1 protein-coding gene (cut by a window edge) is annotated in these 20,209 nt (G+C 33.3%); it reads right to left on the bottom strand.

What is annotated here, in order from left to right; all coding sequences use genetic code 11:
• Positions 1-20,183, bottom strand: the 5' portion of a protein-coding gene (locus ACKU3H_RS10025) for a calcium-binding protein (protein ID WP_320033715.1). 9,811 nt of this gene lie to the left of the window's left edge; 20,183 of the gene's 29,994 nt are visible here — the first part of the coding sequence; it begins with the start codon at positions 20,181-20,183; the stop codon falls past the left edge of the window.
• Between the last annotated feature and the right edge of the window lie 26 nt (positions 20,184-20,209).

Here is a 20,209-nt window from a genome sequence, read left to right as displayed (position 1 = left end):
TGTGTACCATCACTAAAATCAACTGTATCTGCTGTACCATCTCCACCATCAATATAATCTTGACCTTGTAAACCTTTAAGCGTATCGTTATCAGCTCCACCAAATAAAGTATTGTTTTTATCATCACCTGTTATGTTATCAGCTCTTTCAGTTCCAATTACATTTTCAATCTCTCTTAAAACATCTGTTTTACCATTTGAAACAGCTGTACCTTCAGCTGCATTAGCTCCATTATTATCTGTATCTAAATCAACTGTAACACCATAAGCTAAATCAGAGAAATCAACTGTATCTTCATTAGCTCCACCATCTATAATATCAGCTTCTGCTCCACCTCTAATAGTATCATTTCCACTACCTGTTGAGATATTATTTGCTTGTGCATCACCATAAACAGTGTCATCACCAGAACCTGTAATAATATTTTCTACACCATCTAAATATTCAGCATTTCCATAACCATCATTTTCTATTCTGTAAGTATTTTCACTTCCATCTGTTTGAGCTTTAGTCATATCAATAACTACATTTTGTCCTCCAGAAGTGAATTCCGCAGTATCATTTCCACTTCCACCAATTAGTTTATCTTGTCCAGCAAGACCAATTAAGTAGTCATTTCCCGCACGACCCTCAAGAATATTATCAGAATCGTTACCTGATAAGAAATCTCCCTTATCTGAACCGATTACATTTTCAATATTTGTAATTGTATCTGTTCCATATTCAACATGGATTCTTTGTGCAGTTGTTACTGATAAATCAACCTCTACACCTAAGTAAGCATCAGTTACACTTGTATCAACTCCGGTACCATCTACATCTCTAGTATCGCCAGTATCATCATTTATTGCTATTGAACTATAGTCTAAAGTATCGCTTGTTCCATTTGCAGTTCCAGCATCTGTATCATCACCATCAATAATATCATCACCAGCTCCTGCTATAATGTAATCATCTCCAGCTCCACCTTCAATAGTATCATCTCCACCCATTTCTGAGATTGTATCATCACCTGCTAAACCTTTTAGAATATTTGCTGAATTATCACCTGTTATTCTATCACCAACTCCACCTAAATTTGTTCCTGTAATATTCTCTATTGAATTAAAAATATCAGTTCCAATTGAAGCACCAACTGCAAAAAAGTTAGAGATATCTGCACTAACAGTTGCACTTTCACTACTGTAATCAGCTGTATCACTTCCTTGTCCACCAGCTAAATTATCATTTCCAGCTCCACCTATTAATGTATCATCACCATCACCACCATCTAAAGTGTCGTTTCCTGCTCCACCATCTAAAACATCATCTTGGTCATTACCATATAAAATATCGGCATCATCTCCACCATCAATATAGTCTACACCTGTTCCACCATAAATAGTATCTAATCCAAGTCCACCAATTAAAGTTTCTATTCCAGTTGCATTTGCTCCACCATCAATATAGTCATCACCAGCTCCACCAATAATAGTATCAGTTCCACCATTACCAATTAAACTATTGCTATATGAATCTCCTGTAATAGTATCTGATAAATTTGTACCTTCTATATTTTCAATATTTACTATTGTGTGATTATCCACATCTCCATCAATAGTAACACTTGAAACAATATTATCATTTAAGGTAACATCAACACCTGTAGTAACTACATTAACATTGCTATAATCAACTGTATCACTTCCTCTTGAAGTGTCTATTTCATTTCCACCATCTATTACATCAGCTGTGAAATCATCACCTTTAAATAAGTCGTCTCCTTCACTACCAAGTAATATATCAGCTCCAGCCCCTCCAGTTAAAGTATCATTTCCAAGACCACCATCTAAATAATCAGCACCGCTTCCTCCAGATAAAGTGTCATCTCCCGCCATACCTAAAAGTGTATTATCTGCAATATCTCCTGTAATTGTATCGTTTGCAGTACTTCCTGTTACATGTTCAATATTTGAGATAATATCATCATTTGTAGTTCCAGCAATATCAACTGTAGCTTGTGTTGAAGTATTTAATGTCACATTTATAGCACTATTTCGTGAACTATAATCTATTAAGTCACCATTTGTATCTGCTCCACCATCGATAGTATTTACTACACCACTATTTGTAATAAATGTATCATCATAAGAAGATCCTACTACATTTTCTATTGTTGTTAAAGTATCTACAATTCCACCATTTTCTGTTGCAGTTCCTGCTTGTAAATCTACAAATACTCCTGCACCATTGTCATAATCATATCTTACCTCATCAACTCCAGCTCCACCAACTAAAGTATTTACTAAAGCACTACCTGTAAAAGTATCATCTCCACTTGTACCAATGATATTCTCTATTCCATTAACAATATCATCATCACCAGTTAAAATATCAACTGTTGAATCGCCAGTTGCATTTAATGTAGCTACTACTTTATTTGTATTATCTGTTATAACACTATAATCAACTGTATCACTTCCAATTCCACCAATAATAGAATCAACTCCATCATTAGCATCTGTAGCAATAAATAGATCGGCTCCTGTATTACCAACTAAGGTATCGGCACCTGCATCTCCATAAATAATATCATTTCCAAGTCCACCATCAATTGAATCAGCATCAGCTCCACCATGAAGTTCATCATCCCCTTCACCACCTAGTAAAGTATCTTCACCTGCTAATCCATATAATGTATCATTTTCACCCATACCACTTAAAGTATTGACTTCACTATTACCTGTGATAATATCACTTGATAGATTTGAACCTATAATATTTTCTATTCCATATAGATAATCTGTTCCTTGGTCAGCACTTGTTGCTGTACCTTGTGCATTTCCTTCTGCTAAATTAACTGTCATACCAGTAATAGCTTGTGAATAATCAACTGTATCACCATTTGTTGTATCACTATCTGCCAAAGCTGTACCACCATAAACATAGTCAGTACTATTATCTGCTTGTTCAAAAGTTATATAATCATCACCATCTTCACCATAGATTGTATCTGCACCAAGACCACCATTTAAAGCATCATTTGAGTCTCCACCATAAATAGTGTCATTTCCAGCTTCACCCTCAATAGTATCTATACCTTGCTCACCATATAAAGTATCTTTTCCATCTCCACCATATATATGATCAGCTCCATCTCCACCTCGAATAAAGTCATCACCAGCTTTTCCATCTAAGGTATCATCTCCAGAACCTACACTGTTAGCCTCATTTGCTCCACCAAAGATTTGGTCAGATCCATCATTTCCAGTAATAGTATCATCTCCACCCATACCTTCGACTCTATTGATATTTGTATCACCTGTTAAGATATCTGCACTATTTGTTCCTCTTAAATGTTCTATCCCTGTCAAAGTATGTGTGTTTCCACCGATGTCTACTGTTACTATTGAACCTGTAGATAAATCAACAGTAACTCCACTTGATAAACCTAAATAACTAACTGTATCGTAGTTATCTCCACCAATAATCTTATCACCAGTTGCATCACCATCAGTATCAATTATAAATAGGTCATCTCCACTTCCACCATCTAGTGTATCAGCACCTGCTGCACCTTTTAATGTATCATCTCCTGCTTGACCTAAAATTGTATTATCTAAAGCATTACCTGTAATTGTATCATTACCTGAATCTGAACCTATAACATTTTCTATTCCATATATAGTGTCAGTTTCTCCACTTGTACCTACAGTTACACTAGCACCTTCTGCTAATGTTGTAATAATTCTTGCTTGAGAAGTGTAATCAATTGTATCATGAGTACTTGTATCAGTTAAAGTTGTACCACCATAAATAATATCATTTCCAGCTAAACCTTTAAAGGTATCATCTCCTGCTCCACCTTGAAGAATATTTGCTGAACTATTACCTGTAATTGTATCATCACCACTACCACCAATTACATTTTCAAAAGAACTTATAATATCATTGTCTGTTACACTTATATAAGCAGTTTCTGTATTTAGATTAATTTGTGCATCATTTGAAGCATATGCATAAGATACTGTATCAACACCTGAACCTGTTCCATCTATTGCATCACCATATAAAGCATCAATTCCAGCTTCACCTGAGATTGTGTCATTTCCAGCATTACCAACTATAGTATTTGAATCATTATTACCTGATAAATTATCATCTCCACTACCCGATAAGATATTTTCTACATTTCTTATTACATCTGTATCACCAGTATTTATATATAGATTTGCATCTGTATTAGCTGCTGCAAAATCTACTGAGATATCTTCTGTTATAGCTTGGTAGTCTAAAGTATCATTTCCTAAACCACCATCTATATTATCAGACCCATCATTTGCATCTGTAGCATAAATTAAATCATCTCCAGTTCCTGCATCGATAATATCATTTCCATTGTAACCAGTAATTGTATCTGCAGAAGCAAGAGTTGAAATTATATTATCAGCATGACTTCCATAAACAATATCAGAAGCATAATTTGAACCAATAACATTTTCTATACCATACAGTATATCATCACCTTGTCCTTGTTCACCACTTGCTCCATCTGAAAAACCAACAGCATCATAGTTTCCAAATTCATTATCTGTATCTAAATTTGTATCTAATCTGATAGTTAAACTCTCTAAGGCATTTGTATAATCTACTGTATCACTTCCTGAATCTGTTGTGGCATCTCCACCATAAATAATATCATCTCCAACATCTCCTGTTAGAGTATCATCTCCACTCTCTCCATAAAGTGTATCATTACCAGCTTCACCCAATAAAATATCATCTTCTGAACCACCATAAATTTTATCAGCACCAGCTCCACCGTTAATAATGTCAGCTCCTGCATTTCCTAATAAAGAGTTGTTCCCCATATCCCCTTGGATACTATCTGAATCTTGTGTACCTGAAATATGCTCTACATTTACAATAGTATCAACACCTGCTTGACCTTGAACAGTAACTGTAGTTGGATTTGTTGTATCTAAAGTTACTTCAATACCATTTGCACCACCAGCTCCATCACCAGTAATAACAGAATAATCTACCCAGTCGTTAACTCCAGCACCACCATCATAAGTATCAGCACCATCATCACTCCAAGCATCTAAATTTCCGTCATTATCTATATCGGTACCAGCTATAAATGTATCAGAACCAGCATTACCTTCTATAGTATTATTAACACTTGAACCTATAAAAGTATCATCAAGGTCAGAACCTATAATATTTTCTATATTTTCTAAAGTATCATTATCTCCAGTAGCTACTGTTTGAGAAGCTGTTGTACTTAGATTTACATTAACACCTGAAGCTGTATAATTTTCGTATGAAATTGTATCTGAGCCTGAACCACCTTTTATGTCATTGGCAATTGCTCCCTCTTTCATAATAATTGTATCGTTAGCATCACCACCAATAACATTTTCTATATCTATTAATGTATCTGTACCAATTCCAGTACCTGTTGCAACATCATTATTTAAATCAACTACAACATTTAAACTCTCACCAGCATAAGTAACTGTATCACTGTTGTTTCCACCATCAAGGTAATCATCTCCTGCATCACCTCTTAGAGTATCATTTCCATCTCCACCTCTAAGAGTATTGTTATCAGAATCTCCACCAATATAATCATCTCCAGCCGAACCTGTAATATTTTCAATATCAACTAATGTATCTGCAGCACCACTTCCATCTGCATCAGTCACTGTTACTGTACCACTTACAGATAAATCTACATTTATACTATCTGCACTTTGATCTAAACTTGTACTATAGTCAACTGTATCTCCATTTATTTCACCATCTTCTGATATACCACCAGTAAATAGATTTGATACATCATTAGCTCCATAGAAAGTATCATCATAATTTGAACCAATAACATTTTCAATATTTGAAAGTTTGTCAAAACCTTCTGCTGCACCTATATTTTGAGAAGTACTACCATCATCACCTAAATCAACTGTAACACTTCCACTTGCATATTGATAATCTACCGTATCAATTCCAGATTCACCATTTAAAACATCGTTATTTTGTCCACCTCTTAAGGTATCATTTCCATCTCCACCCATAAGTGTATCATTTCCAACATCACCATCTAAGGTATCATTACCTTGTCCACCATATATTGTATCATCACCACTCTCACCAAATAAAGTATCGTTTCCTGATACACTATTTGCTAAATCATCCCCATAAATCAGGTCATTATCACTTCCACCTTCAATATAGTCATCTCCTGCATCACCATAAATAGTATCTAATCCACCTTGACCATATAAGGAATCTCTTTGACTACCACCATCTAAATAGTCATCTCCTGCACCACCTGAAAGTGTGTCTAATCCAGCATTTCCTTCTAATGTATTATTGTTTGTATCTCCAATAATTGTGTCATTTACAGTACCACCAATAACATTTTCAATATTTTTAACACTATCAACTGTACCATTTCCTAAAGTAACATTTGCAGCTGTTGAACCAGTTAATGTAACAGCAACTGTATTTGTAGAAGAGCTATAATCTACAGTATCTTGACCACTATTTCCATCGAATTCATTATCAATTGAAGTATCAGAAATAAAAGTATCATCTCCTGTACCACCAATAGCATTTTCTATACTAGTTAAAATATCATTATCACCTGTAGCAGTAGCTCCAGCTGTCATATCAATAGTTAAATCGTCAGTATAATTTTCATAACTTACTGTATCGTTATCTCCACTATTACCATCAATTTCATTTTCAATCCCCGCTAATAGTCCTGCATTTGATTTAAGAATAATAGTATCATTTCCTGTTGTACCTGTTACATTTTCAAAACCTATTAAAGTATCACTATCTCCGGCATTTATAATACCTGTACCATTTTCTAAATCTACTGTTACCCCTGCGTTACTATAAGAGTAATCAACTCTATCGTCATTTCCAGTTCCTGCATCTAAATAATCAATTCCATCTAAACCTGAAATAGTATCATCACCTGCTAAGCCTATAATTGTATTATTATTTGCATCCCCTGAGATTGTATCATCTCCTGAAGTTCCGGTAACATTTTCTATATCAAAAAGTGTATCTGTAGCATTAGAAGTTACTGAACCATCATTATAAATATCTACATTTCCAGTAGTTAAATCTGCTACAATTTTATCATTTGCATCTGTAAGTCTAGAAGAATAATCTACTGTATCACCTACTGCTTGGTTGTTACCACCATAAAATTTATTATCTGCATTTTCATTTGTGATAAAGGTATCATCATAATCTGAACCTAAAGCATTTTCTATATCAACTAAAGTATCTGTACCAAGCCCTGCACCAACAGAAACTGAGCTTCCAGACATATCAACAGTAACACCTGAAGTTGCATCAGAATAATCTACTGTATCCCCTTCACTTCCATTAGCTCCACCATTGATATAATCATCACCGAATCCACCTTTTAGTGTATCATCTCCATCTTCACCATAAAGTGTATCATCTCCTGCATTACCATTAATTTGATCATTACCTGCTTGTCCATAGATAGTATTTGTATCACTATTACCTGTAATTGTATCTGCCCCTTGAGAAGCAATAATATTTTCAATATCTTTTAAACTATCTGCATCTCCACCATTTGCAATGGTGACTTGATTAGTACTTCCTATTTCTGCAAGTGTTAAAGTGATTTCATTGCCTACACCTAATACACTATAATCAACAGTATCATTGTCAATACCACCATCGATTATATCAACACCGTCATTTGCACCTGTTGCTATAAAAGTGTCATTTCCAGCTTCACCTTGAAGATTATCATTTCCAGCTTCACCTGTAATAATATCATCACCACTTCCAGCTTTTATAACATTTGATGTTGATGAACCTCTAATAGTGTCATTTCCAGCTCCACCAATCACATTTTCAAAGCCACTTAAAGTATCTGTATCACTTGTATCTCCTGAAACGTCTACTGTTGCAGTACCTGCTGTTAAATCAACATTTACCTCATCTGCACTAGCTACATAAGCATAAGATACAGTATCAATGTCACTATCTACTCCTGTTGTTAAGCCATAACCTCTTAAATCATCAGCTCCACTTCCTCCAGAAATAGTATCACTTCCAGCACCTCCGTATAATGTATCAGCTTGGTCATATCCACTCATAGTATCATTATGTGAAGAACCAACAATTTTTTCTATACTTATTAGATTATCACTTGCACCTTCACCATCTTGAGTAACTTCACCATTAGTTAAACTCATATCAACAACTATTTTATTAGTAGCGCTTAAATAATCAGCTGTATCATTACCAGCTCCACCATCTAAAACATCATTACCGCCAGCTCCAAATAAAGTATCTGCTCCAGCTCTACCCTCTAAAGTATTATTATTGCTATCTCCACTGATTGTATCATTAACACTAGAACCAATAACATTTTCTATATTTCTTACAGTATCATCTTTATAATCACCTACTGTATTATTAGCATCCAAATCACCTACAACTACTGTAGCATCACTTGAACCATTTAGTGTTACATTTATAGATTGAGAGATTGCACTATAATCAATAGTATCACCAGAAGTTTGAGATAATGAACCACCATCTATGAAATCTGCTCCATCATCTCCATCTTCTAATATTTTATTTCCATCTGTATCTAAACCAGCTTTGAAGATATCATCACCCTCTCCACCAGTTAAATAATCATCTCCTGCATCTCCAACAATAGTATCATTACCATTTAATCCTATTATTGTATTATTTGAAGCATTTCCACCAATATAATCGTCTTGATTTGTACCTCTAATATTTTCAATATCTTTTAAATAATCATCTCCAATATTGTCTAAAAGTGCTTGAGAATAACCGTTAGCATCTACATTTCTAAAATTAACATCTAGTTTTCCAGATTCTGCTGAGAAATCTACACTGTCTCCAACTAATGTATTTGCTCCACCATCTAAGTAGTCAATTCCTTCTCCACCAGAAAGTGTGTCATCTCCATCTCCACCATATAGAGTATCAGCTCCCTCTTCACCATTTAAAATATCATCTCCAGCATCTCCATAAATAGTATCTTCTTTATCACCACCTAAAATACTATCTACTCCATCTCCACCATATAATAAATCTTTTCCATCAGCCCCATCAAGGAAGTCATCTCCACTTCCACCAACTAAGGTATTAACATTACCATCTCCAATAATATTATCATCACCTGCTCCACCAATTACATTTTCAACATCTTGAAGAGTGTCATTAGCTGCACCATTAATTGTCACAGTTTTAACTTCTGAAGATTCTAATTCAACACTTATACTTCTTGAAGAATCTGTAATACCACTATAATCAGCAGTATCTTTTCCTGTACCACCAATTACAGTATCTGAACCATTTAATGCCTCATTACTTCCCAGAATAAAAGTATCACTATTTTCTCCACCATCCATATAATCATCTGAAGCACCACTTACTAAAGTATCATTTCCACCATTTCCTAATAGCGTGTTCCCTGTAGCTCCTGCAATTAAAATATCATCTTGAGAAGATCCATCTGCTGTTTTAAAATTAAAAATTGAATCTTGTTCATCCTCTAAATCTAAATTGTTTCCACTAGCATCAAAACTAAATCCATCTCCATCTAAATCTGAGATTGCACTGTTAGTACCTAAATCAATCCTTACTGAATATAATGAACTATTATAAGATAAAGTGTTACCAACAGCTGTTGAAGTTCCACCATCTAAATAATCTTCACCAGCTCCACCATCTATGGTATCATCACCTGCTCCACCTAGAAGTGTGTTTACTGAGCTATTACCTGTTAGAGTATCATTTAGAGATGAACCTGTAATATTTTCTATATTTTGTATTGTATGATCAGCTGTACTTGATAGATTTACAGTTGATGCAACACCATCTAATAAAGTAATATCTATGTTTGAATTTACATTAGAATAATCAACTGTATCACCAAAAGTATCATGAGTTCCCCCATTTATAATATCATTTGTTGTTTCCCCATCTTTTTGAATAAATAGATCATCTCCAGCTCCACCTAATAAAGAGTCTTCACCTGCTCCACCATCTATGGTATCATCACCTGCTAAACCTTCAAGTCTATTATTTTGAGCATCACCTGTAATAGTATCATTATTTGAACTTCCGATAATATTTTCTATACTACTTATAGTATCAATATCTAATGTTGTAGTTCCATTTAATACCATAGCTGTTGGAACTGATAAATCTACATCTATATGATATGCTGAATTTATTAAACTATAATCTATGGTATCAGTGTTTCCTCCACCATTAATTTGGTCATTTTCATTATCAATGCTTGAATCATCTATAATAAAAGTATCATTACCACTTTGTCCATTTAAAATATCAGCACCAGCTCCACCTTTTATAATATCATCACCATTTCCAGCATCTATTGTATTAATACCAGAATCACCTGTTAAAATATCATTTTTTGTTGAACCAATTAGATTTTCAAAACCACTTATTACATCTGTACCATCATTTACTGTTACTACAGTATCTAATGATAAATCAACAGTAACCCCTGTGTTATCAGAAGAAGTAGCACCTGCATAAGATAAAGTATCTGTTCCATCTCCACCAATTAAGGTATTATTACTGCTATCCCCTTCTATAGTGTCATTTCCAGTTGTACCAATAAGATTTTCAATACTAGTAAATTGGTCTGTATCTGATCCAACTAATCCTGTACCATTTCTTAATGAAGCATTTACTGAACTTTCAAGGGCATAAGAAACAGTATCATTACCAACTCCACCAATAAAGCTATCACTTCCTGCTCCACCTAAAAGTAAATCATTTCCAATACCACCATCAATTGTGTTTGTATTTGAATCTCCTATTAAAGTATCTGCATTCGCAGAACCAACAATATTTTCAAATCCTAATAAAGTATCTGTACCAGTTGTTGCACTTTGACCTGAAGAAGCATTAATTGAGTTTGAAGTTAAATCAAAATTAATATCACTATTGATATCAGAACCTAAATTTACTGTTACTGAAGATGTAGCATTTTCATATGAAATTGTATCTGTACCTAAATCACCATCTAAAACATTATCTACACTATCACCTTCAATTGTATCATTACCTGTAGTACCCGTGATATTTTCTATATTTGATAAATAATGGTCATTTATACTAGACCCTATTGTTACACTAGATAAACCTAAATCATTTAGGTTTACAATAATTCCTTGGTCACTTGATGAGTAATCAACAGTATCACTACCTCTACTTGCATCAGCTTCACTACCACCATAAATTATATCACCATTAGTTTCACCTGAGTTTTGGATAAATGTATCATCGCCCTCTTGTCCATAAAGGGTATCTGAACCTGCTCCACCTTCTAATATATCTGAACCTACTCCACCTTCTAGTGTATCAGAACCAGCTCCACCTTTTAAAGTATCATCACCTGCTTCACCAATAATTATATTTGAATTGATATCACCTTCAATATAGTCATGATCTTGAGAACCTATTACATTTTCAATGCTTACTAAAGTGTCCTCTTCTTCTGCAACAGGTGCTGTAGTGTGAACTTTGATTCCATCATCTAAAGTATCAATATAAGCTGTACCAGCTCCATTTACTAAAGTTAAATCAATACCATCGCTTCTATTACTATAATCAACTGTATCAATTTCTGTTCCACCGTCAATATAGTCATCTCCTAAGCCACCTACAAAAGTATCATTTCCTGATTCACCATATAAAGAGTCATTTCCATCTTTGCCATCAAATGTATCATCACCTGCACCACCATATAGTACATTGTCACTATCATTACCAATTAAAATATCATCACCATCTGATGCAACTAGATTTTCTATATTTACTAAGGTATCTGTACCATTTGATTTAATTACTTCTATAGAATTATCATTTTGTATTGTTACAGTTATTCCATTAGCTGTAGTATAATCAACAGTATCTCCTAAAGTTTCATTTCCACTTCCACCATCAATATAGTCATCACCACCACTAACATAAACAGTATCATCTCCACCTAAAGTAGATATAGTATTATCTGAAGAGTTTCCGATGATAATATCATTTGCACCACCACCTTCAACATTTTCAATATTTTTGATAATTAAATCAACGCCATTTACACCATCAGTATCTTGTGCATTTTCATCACTTAAATCAACTCTTATATTTACAGGAGTTGTATAATTAAAACTTACAAAGTCTTCATCACCATCTCCTCCGTCTAAATAGTCAGCACCACTATCAGAACCTAAACCATATAAAGTATCGTTTCCGGCTCCACCTATAAGTGTATTTTGAGATGATGTTCCTCTAAGTTCATCATCAAAATCTCCACCAATAACACCCTCAATTGAATCAAAAGTATCAAAACCTAAACCAGCTCCAATATCTACAGGAGTTCCTGCTGTAGCACCTAAATCTACAGTTATACCAGCTGTAGCGTCAGAAAAATCTGCTGTATCATTTCCTGCTCCACCTTCTAAAATATCATTTCCAGCTCCACCTTTTAAAATATCATTTCCAGCATCACCTTTTAAAATATCATCACCATCTGATCCAAGTAAAGTATCATTATCGTTTCCACCACTTAGAGTATCGTTTCCTGCTCCACCATCTAAAGTATCATCGCCATTTCTACCTTCAAGTATATTATTTGAACTATTTCCTGTTATAGTATCTATTTCATCAGAACCTATTATATTTTCAATATTTTCAATTCTATGATTTGAGGTATCAGAGCCTACTTGAACAGTTGTTAGACTTGTATTATTATCATTTAGGGTTACTTTTATACCTTGTGATAAGTTATGATAATCTATTGTATCACCGGCAAGTGTATTATCTCCACCATCAATAGTATCTCCTGTAAAATTAGTATCTACAAAAGTATCATTACCTGTACCACCTAAAAGGCTATCTGCACCAGCAGATCCTGTAATTGTATCATCACCTGCATCTCCATCTATAATATTATTATTTGAATCCCCAACAATAATATCATCAACAGAAGAACCTATTATATTTTCAATTTCATATAACCTATCTTCTTCTTCACCTGTAGAAGTACCTTGTAAGCCATCAGATGCTGTATCAATATATGCAGTTCCAGTTCCAGAGTTTAAAGTTAGATTAACACCATTTGTTCTACTACTGTAATCTACTGTATCTCCCGTACCACCTATACTAGTACCACCTCTTAACTCATCATTCCCTAAACCACCTACAAGTATATCATCTCCATCTTCACCATAAAGAGTATCATCTCCATCTTGTCCATATAAAGAATCGTTTGAATCTCCACCTTTAAAAATATCATTAGAAGAAGAACCTGTCATAGTGTCTTGATAATCAGTACCTTGTATCTCTTCAATTCCTATTAAAGTATCAACTGAACCATCTTTTTTATCTACACTATCTCCATTAGTTACTACAATACCTTGACTTGCAGCTGAATAATCTACCACATCAATATCATTTGAAGTGGCATCAACTCCACCATTTAATATATCATTTCCATCACTAGAGAAGAAAGTATCATTACCTTCATTTCCATCAATACTATTATCAGTAGAAGATCCTGTAATTCTATCATTTAAGATAGTTCCTTTTAAATTTTCAATATTTAGGATAACATCGCTATCTGTTAATGTTACTGATTGAGAATTTGTTTCACCTAAATCCACATTAATAGCAGTAATAAAGTTTGAATAATCAATTAAGTCAACACCCTCTTTACCATTAATTATATTTGTGATAGTTCCTTCTTTCATTATGAAAGAATCATTATTTATAGTACCTGTTACATTTTCTATATCTACTAAAATATCAGTATAAGTTCTTTCTGTAGCAGAATTGTTTGTCAAGTCAACATCAACACCATTTGAAGTAGTATCTAAATAACTATAATCTACAGTATCACTTCCAATACCTCCATCTAATATATCATCTCCATCATTTCCAATTAAGGTATCATTTCCACCTTGTCCATATACAGAGTCATCACCTGCTCCACCAGATAAAGTATCATCACCATCAATACCACCTGATACATCATTGCTAATGTTATTACCATAAATTGTATCATCTCCAGAACCACCTGATATTGTGTCATCTGAAGCCATACCTTCAAAAATATTATCTATACCGTCTGTTGTATCACCTATAATCTCATCACTATTTTTTGTTCCTCTAATATTTTCTATATCTATTAAAGTATCGACTGAAGATACATTGTATTCTACTTTATCTACAGCACTATCTAAGTCTGCTTTTATTCCTAATCCTGTTGAAACCGATGAATAATCTGCTGTATCAATTCCACTTTCACCATTAAGCAAGTTATTATTTGAATTACCAAATAAGGTATCATTTCCATTTCCACCTAATAGTGTATTTTGTAAAGAGTTTCCAATAAAATTATCATTTCCATCTCCACCTTGAATATTTTCAACATTTGTTACTAATATAGTACCTTCACCTGTTACTTGTGCAGAGCTTTGTGATAAATCTAATGTAACATCATTTGAAGTATAAGTAAAATCGATTGTATCAATACCTGTTCCACCATCAATAGTATCATCTCCACCAAAACCTATTAATGTGTCATCTCCGGCATATCCACCTATAACATTTTTAGTATTTGTTCCTTTTAAGGTATCATCTCCGCTTCCACCGATAACTCCCTCTATAGAATCAAAACTATCAAATCCTTGTCCAGCTGCTACTTGTTGTGTACCTGTAAAATTTGCTAAATCTACATTTAAATTTTCTGTAACATCACTATAATCAACTGTGTCGATTCCACTTCCACCTTCAAAGAAATCATCACCAGCATTACCTTTTAAAGTATCATTACCTAAACCACCACTTAATGTATTATCAAATTCATTACCAATTAATGTATCAGCAAAATCTGACCCAATTATGTGTTCAATATTAACTAAAGTGTCGTTACCTTCTGAACTACTGATTGATTGTGAAGTTGTTTTTCTTAAATCAACAGTAACTCCTGTAGAGATTGCTCTTGAGTAATCAACCCAATCGTTTCCACTTGAATTATCAGCCTCATTTCCTCCATCAAGATAATCGTCTCCAATTCCACCACTTAATGTATCATCACCGGCATTTGAGATAAAAGTATTGTTAAAATCATCTCCAATTAAAGTATCATCATTGCTTCCTGAAACTATATTTTCTACATTTTTAACTTTATCATTAGCAACTGAATCTATATATACAGTTGATTCGTTTACTCCATCTAAAGCTATATTTAATTTACCTGTTTCTAAACTATAGTCAAGAGTATCATTTCCGATACCTCCATCTATTGAGTCGATTCCATCATTTGTAAATGCAACGAATGTATCATTTCCCAGACCTCCATTCATTACATCAGAGCCTTCACCGCCATTAATCACATCATTACCAATACCACCTAATAGTAAGTCATCCCCAGCTTGTCCATTTAATATGTCATCTCCAGCTCCACCTTCAAAGGTATTGTTATTTAAATCTCCACTAATAATGTCATCTTGATTAGACCCTACAATTTTTTCTATATCAATTAAGGTATCAGTTGATCCATCAGATAGTGTAACTTGCTGTGTTGCATTAGTTAAATCAACATCTATAAATCCTGTACCTAGTGTTGTATAATCAGCAACATCAATAAAATTTGAAACACTATTTGTTCCATTTGTTATGTTTATTGTTTGAGAACTTTGAATTAATAATTGATTTCCATCTCTTATTATATTTCCTAAGCTTCCATCAGTATTTGCTATATTAAATTGTGAAACTATATCATCAAGCATAGTACCTTCAGCCGCCGCTGCAGTACTAAAAGTAAAACCACCAACAGCTAAAATAAAAGTTGTACCTGTATTTGTAATTGTAACTCGATATGAATCTGAATCTCTACCACCATCTAAAACATTATTTCCAGAACTACCAAAAAGAGTATCATTTCCAAATCCTCCTTTTAAAGTATTATTATCTGAATTTCCTCTTAGATAATCATCTCCAAAACTTCCTTCAATATTTTCTACATTTGTTATTACAAGTTTACCAATACTTGTGTCTTGTGCTAAAGTATTAGATAAATCAAGTGAAATATTTTTTGTTGTAAAATCAAAACTAACCCAGTCTCCAGCTGAAGTATTTGTTCCCCCATCTAGATAATCTGTATTTCCATTTACTGTATCAGTAACACCAGAACTTATTAGAGTATCATCTCCACTTCCTCCAACAATACTATTAGCACCATCCGTTCCAATTAAAATATCATCACCAGTACCTCCAATAACTCCTTCGATAGAATTAAAGGTATCAGTACCTTGACTTGGTGAAATTTGTTTATTTCCTACTAAAGTTGATAAATCTACATTTAAATCTTCAATAACATCACTATAATCAACCGTATCAATACCATCTCCACCTAAAAAGGTGTCATCTCCTGCTCCACCTTTTAATATGTCGTTTCCGGCACCACTATCTAATATATTATCTTCACTATTTCCATATATAGTATCAGCATATCTAGTACCATTTACATTTTCAAAATTTATTACAATATCTTTATCATTTGTATTTAAATCAATTGCTGTTTCTGACTCTAAATCAACTCTTACACCTTGACTATTAGTTATTACATCATCTACATATGAATAATCTAATAAATCAATGTCTGCACCCCCATCCAAGTAATCATTTCCTTCTCTACCTGAAATGGTGTCATCTCCTTCTTGACCTCTTATTATATTACTTGATGAGTTTCCTATTAGTGTATCATCTTGTTTTGAACCAATTATATTTTCAACTTGATATATACTATCAACAAATGTACCATCTACAATATCAGTAGGTGCACTATCTTCTAATCTAACATTAATACTATAATCTCTACTACTATAATCTATAGTATCACTACCTAAACCACCAATATAACTATCATTTCCATCACTAGCAATAAAATAGTCATCTCCTAAGTTTCCATCTATAATATTATCTTCAGAATTTCCACCTAATGTATCGCTATATAAAGAACCTACTATATTTTCTATATTTTTTACACTATCTAGCTGTGTACCTATAGTAGCTGTAGCTTCTGCTCCATTATCTGCAAGTGTCAACTCTACAGAATCAGCTTTATCATAATTTACGGTGTCGTTTCCAGCCCCACCATCAATTGAATTATTACCTTCTCCACTAATAATAGTATCATTTCCAGAATCACCTAATAAAATATCATCTCCGGCACCACCATCAATAATATCATCTCCACCTAAACCATTTATTTCATTACTATCAACATTACCAGTAAGTGTATCAGCTTGAGTTCCACCATCTAAATCCTCAATATTTATAATCGTTACATCACCATATCCCGTTGATTGTTCATTTGAAGTAGATAAATCTACTGTAACACTATTTGAACTATTTTGAAAACTAATTTTATCTTTTCCTGCACCACCATCGATTTCGTCAGTTCCTACTGATGCATAAATTAAGTCATCTCCATCTTTTGTTTCAATTATGTTGTCTTCTGATGTACCCCAAACTGTATCATTGTAATAAGTACCTATTAGGTTCTCAATTGAGTCTAATGTATCAGTCCCTGCATTTTGAGTATCTTGTGCGGAAGTAGATCCAAGATTAACTACAACTCCACCTTCTTCGGTATCACTATAATCTACTGTATCAATACCTTCTCCACCACTAATACTATCATTTCCCAAGCCACCATTTAGAACATCATCTCCAGTGTCACCAATTAGAATATCATCACCCTCTTTACCTTCTAGGGTATCATCACTTTTTCCACCATCTAAATAGTTATTTATACTATCTCCAATTATGGTATCAGAATATTTTGTTCCAATTACATTTTCAATATTATATATTTCATCTAAACCATCTCCACCACTTGCTTCATTTATAGATAAATTTACTACTTCACCTGTTCCATTTTCTGCACTAGAATAATCTAAAGTATCAATTCCATCTGAACCATCAATGTAATCATCACCTTTTCCTCCAATTAAGGTATCATCACCTGCTCCAGCATCTATATAATCATTTCCATCGTAAGCATTTATTGTATCATTACCATCTAATCCAAATAGTGTATTTTTAGATTCATTTGCTTGAATATTATCATTGAAGTTTGTTCCTATGATATTTTCTACATTTAAAATTGTATCAACACCTTCAGAACTATTTGCACTACCTACACCAGGGTTATCCTCAGAAACTTCTAAGATAACTTCAACACCACTTGTAGCTTGTTCATAAGATACGGTATCTCCATTTTTCCCGTTTGCACCACCATCTAATAAGTCATCACCTAAACCACCATCTAAAAAGTCATTTCCATCGCCACCTAATAAGGTATCAATTCCATCTAATCCATATAGTGTGTCGGCTCCATTTTCACCTTGCAAAATATTTGTGTTGCTATCACCTGTTAAGGTATCATTATCTTGTGTTCCAATAATATTTTCTATATTAGAAACACTATCAGTACCATTTCCTGTAACAACTCCTGTAGTTAAATTGGCATCAACTCCTACATTACTATCTAAATCAATTGATGAATAATCTAATGTATCTATACCCTCTTCACCATCAATAACATCATCACCTAATCCACCAAATAATGTATCATTTCCAGTATTTCCAAAAATTGTATCATCTTTTTCACCACCAAAGATTGTATCGTCTGCTAAACCACCTGTGATAGTATTTACTAAAGTTTCAGATCCATAAATAATGTTATCATTTAAGTTAGTACTTACAACAAAACCTGTCTCAATCATGTTACCATTTGAATCTGCAAAAGATTCAAAAAGATATTCAAAAGTTTCATCAGGGTTAGTGATTGCTCTAAAATTAACTCCAAATTGCATATCTGCAACTAATTCCTTTTCTAAAGGCTCTTCAAACTCGTCTCTTTCATCTTCAGGAATATTTTCAATATCAAAAATAGAAGTTGCTTCAATATTAAAAACAAAATTACTATCTTCTTGAGAGTTTACTGTAAAATTAAATTCTAAATTACCACTTCCATTTATTGTAAAACCATCTATTTCTTCTGTATCTGGATTATCTTTTAATAAAGTCCATGTATCTCCATTTCTAGTTGCATTTTCTATAAAAAATCCTGGAGGATACTCATCAGAACTAAATTTGATTGTTTCGATTTCAAAACCTTCTGATGAATCTGCTATCAATTCAAGTTTTCTAGAAATCAAATTTTCATCAAAATATTTTGCGTTATCTGCATTGATAATCAATTTATCAGCTTTTGTATTAGTTATATATCTATAATCTAAAAGTTCTGCTGCCGTTTGTTTTAATAATTCTGGTACATCTAAATTATTAATAGTTTCTTCTGTGGTAGGATAATAGTTTTCATATCCAATTCCACCACCACCTTCAACATTTAATAATCTTGTTGTTCCTTCATTACCATAAGTATTTAAAGAAGACACGTGTTGAATATCAATTTTAAAATCAAAAGTAGGTTTAGAACCTTCTGTTTGAGCTTCTTCTTCAAGATCACTACTTGAACTATTTGAAGAAGAACTATCATCAAAACTTGTATAATCATTTTCTACAACTTCAGGAGATTCTTCAGGAGGTACTTGAAAATCTTCTTCAGCCTCTAACTCTGAGATAAAATCATTTTCACTTACTTCTTCTACTTGTTGGATTATTATTTGTGGAGTAGATTGTGGATTATTTTCTGTTGCATCACCTTCAACAGTTTTTTTGGCAGTATTATCAGGAATATTTACATCAACACTTGAAACAAGCGAATCAATAGGTAAGGCATTTATATCTTCAACATTTGAAAGGATATCACTTAATGAAAATTCTCTTCCTGAGCTACTAATAAATCTTGGAGGAGTATCATTGTAGCCCATTAAAGCCATTGATACAAAGGTAAATGTTCCTTCACCTGGTATATCAATTACAATATCACCACCAACTAATTGATAAATTAAATCTTCTAAATCTAGTCCAGGTATTTGAAAGTCTACTAAATCCCCTGGTCTAACATATACAGATACATTTTCACCTTTTGCAGGTTTACCTACAATTTTTACACTTTTGTTTTGATATTTGATATAGTTGTTATCAGTTGCCATAAGATATCCTTAATAATCCACATTAA

The sequence above is a fragment of the Halarcobacter sp. genome (genome assembly GCF_963675975.1).
Classification (GTDB): Bacteria; Campylobacterota; Campylobacteria; order Campylobacterales; family Arcobacteraceae; genus Halarcobacter.
The sequence above is the reverse complement of the archived record's forward strand: the minus strand, read 5'-3'. Positions and strand labels throughout refer to the sequence as shown.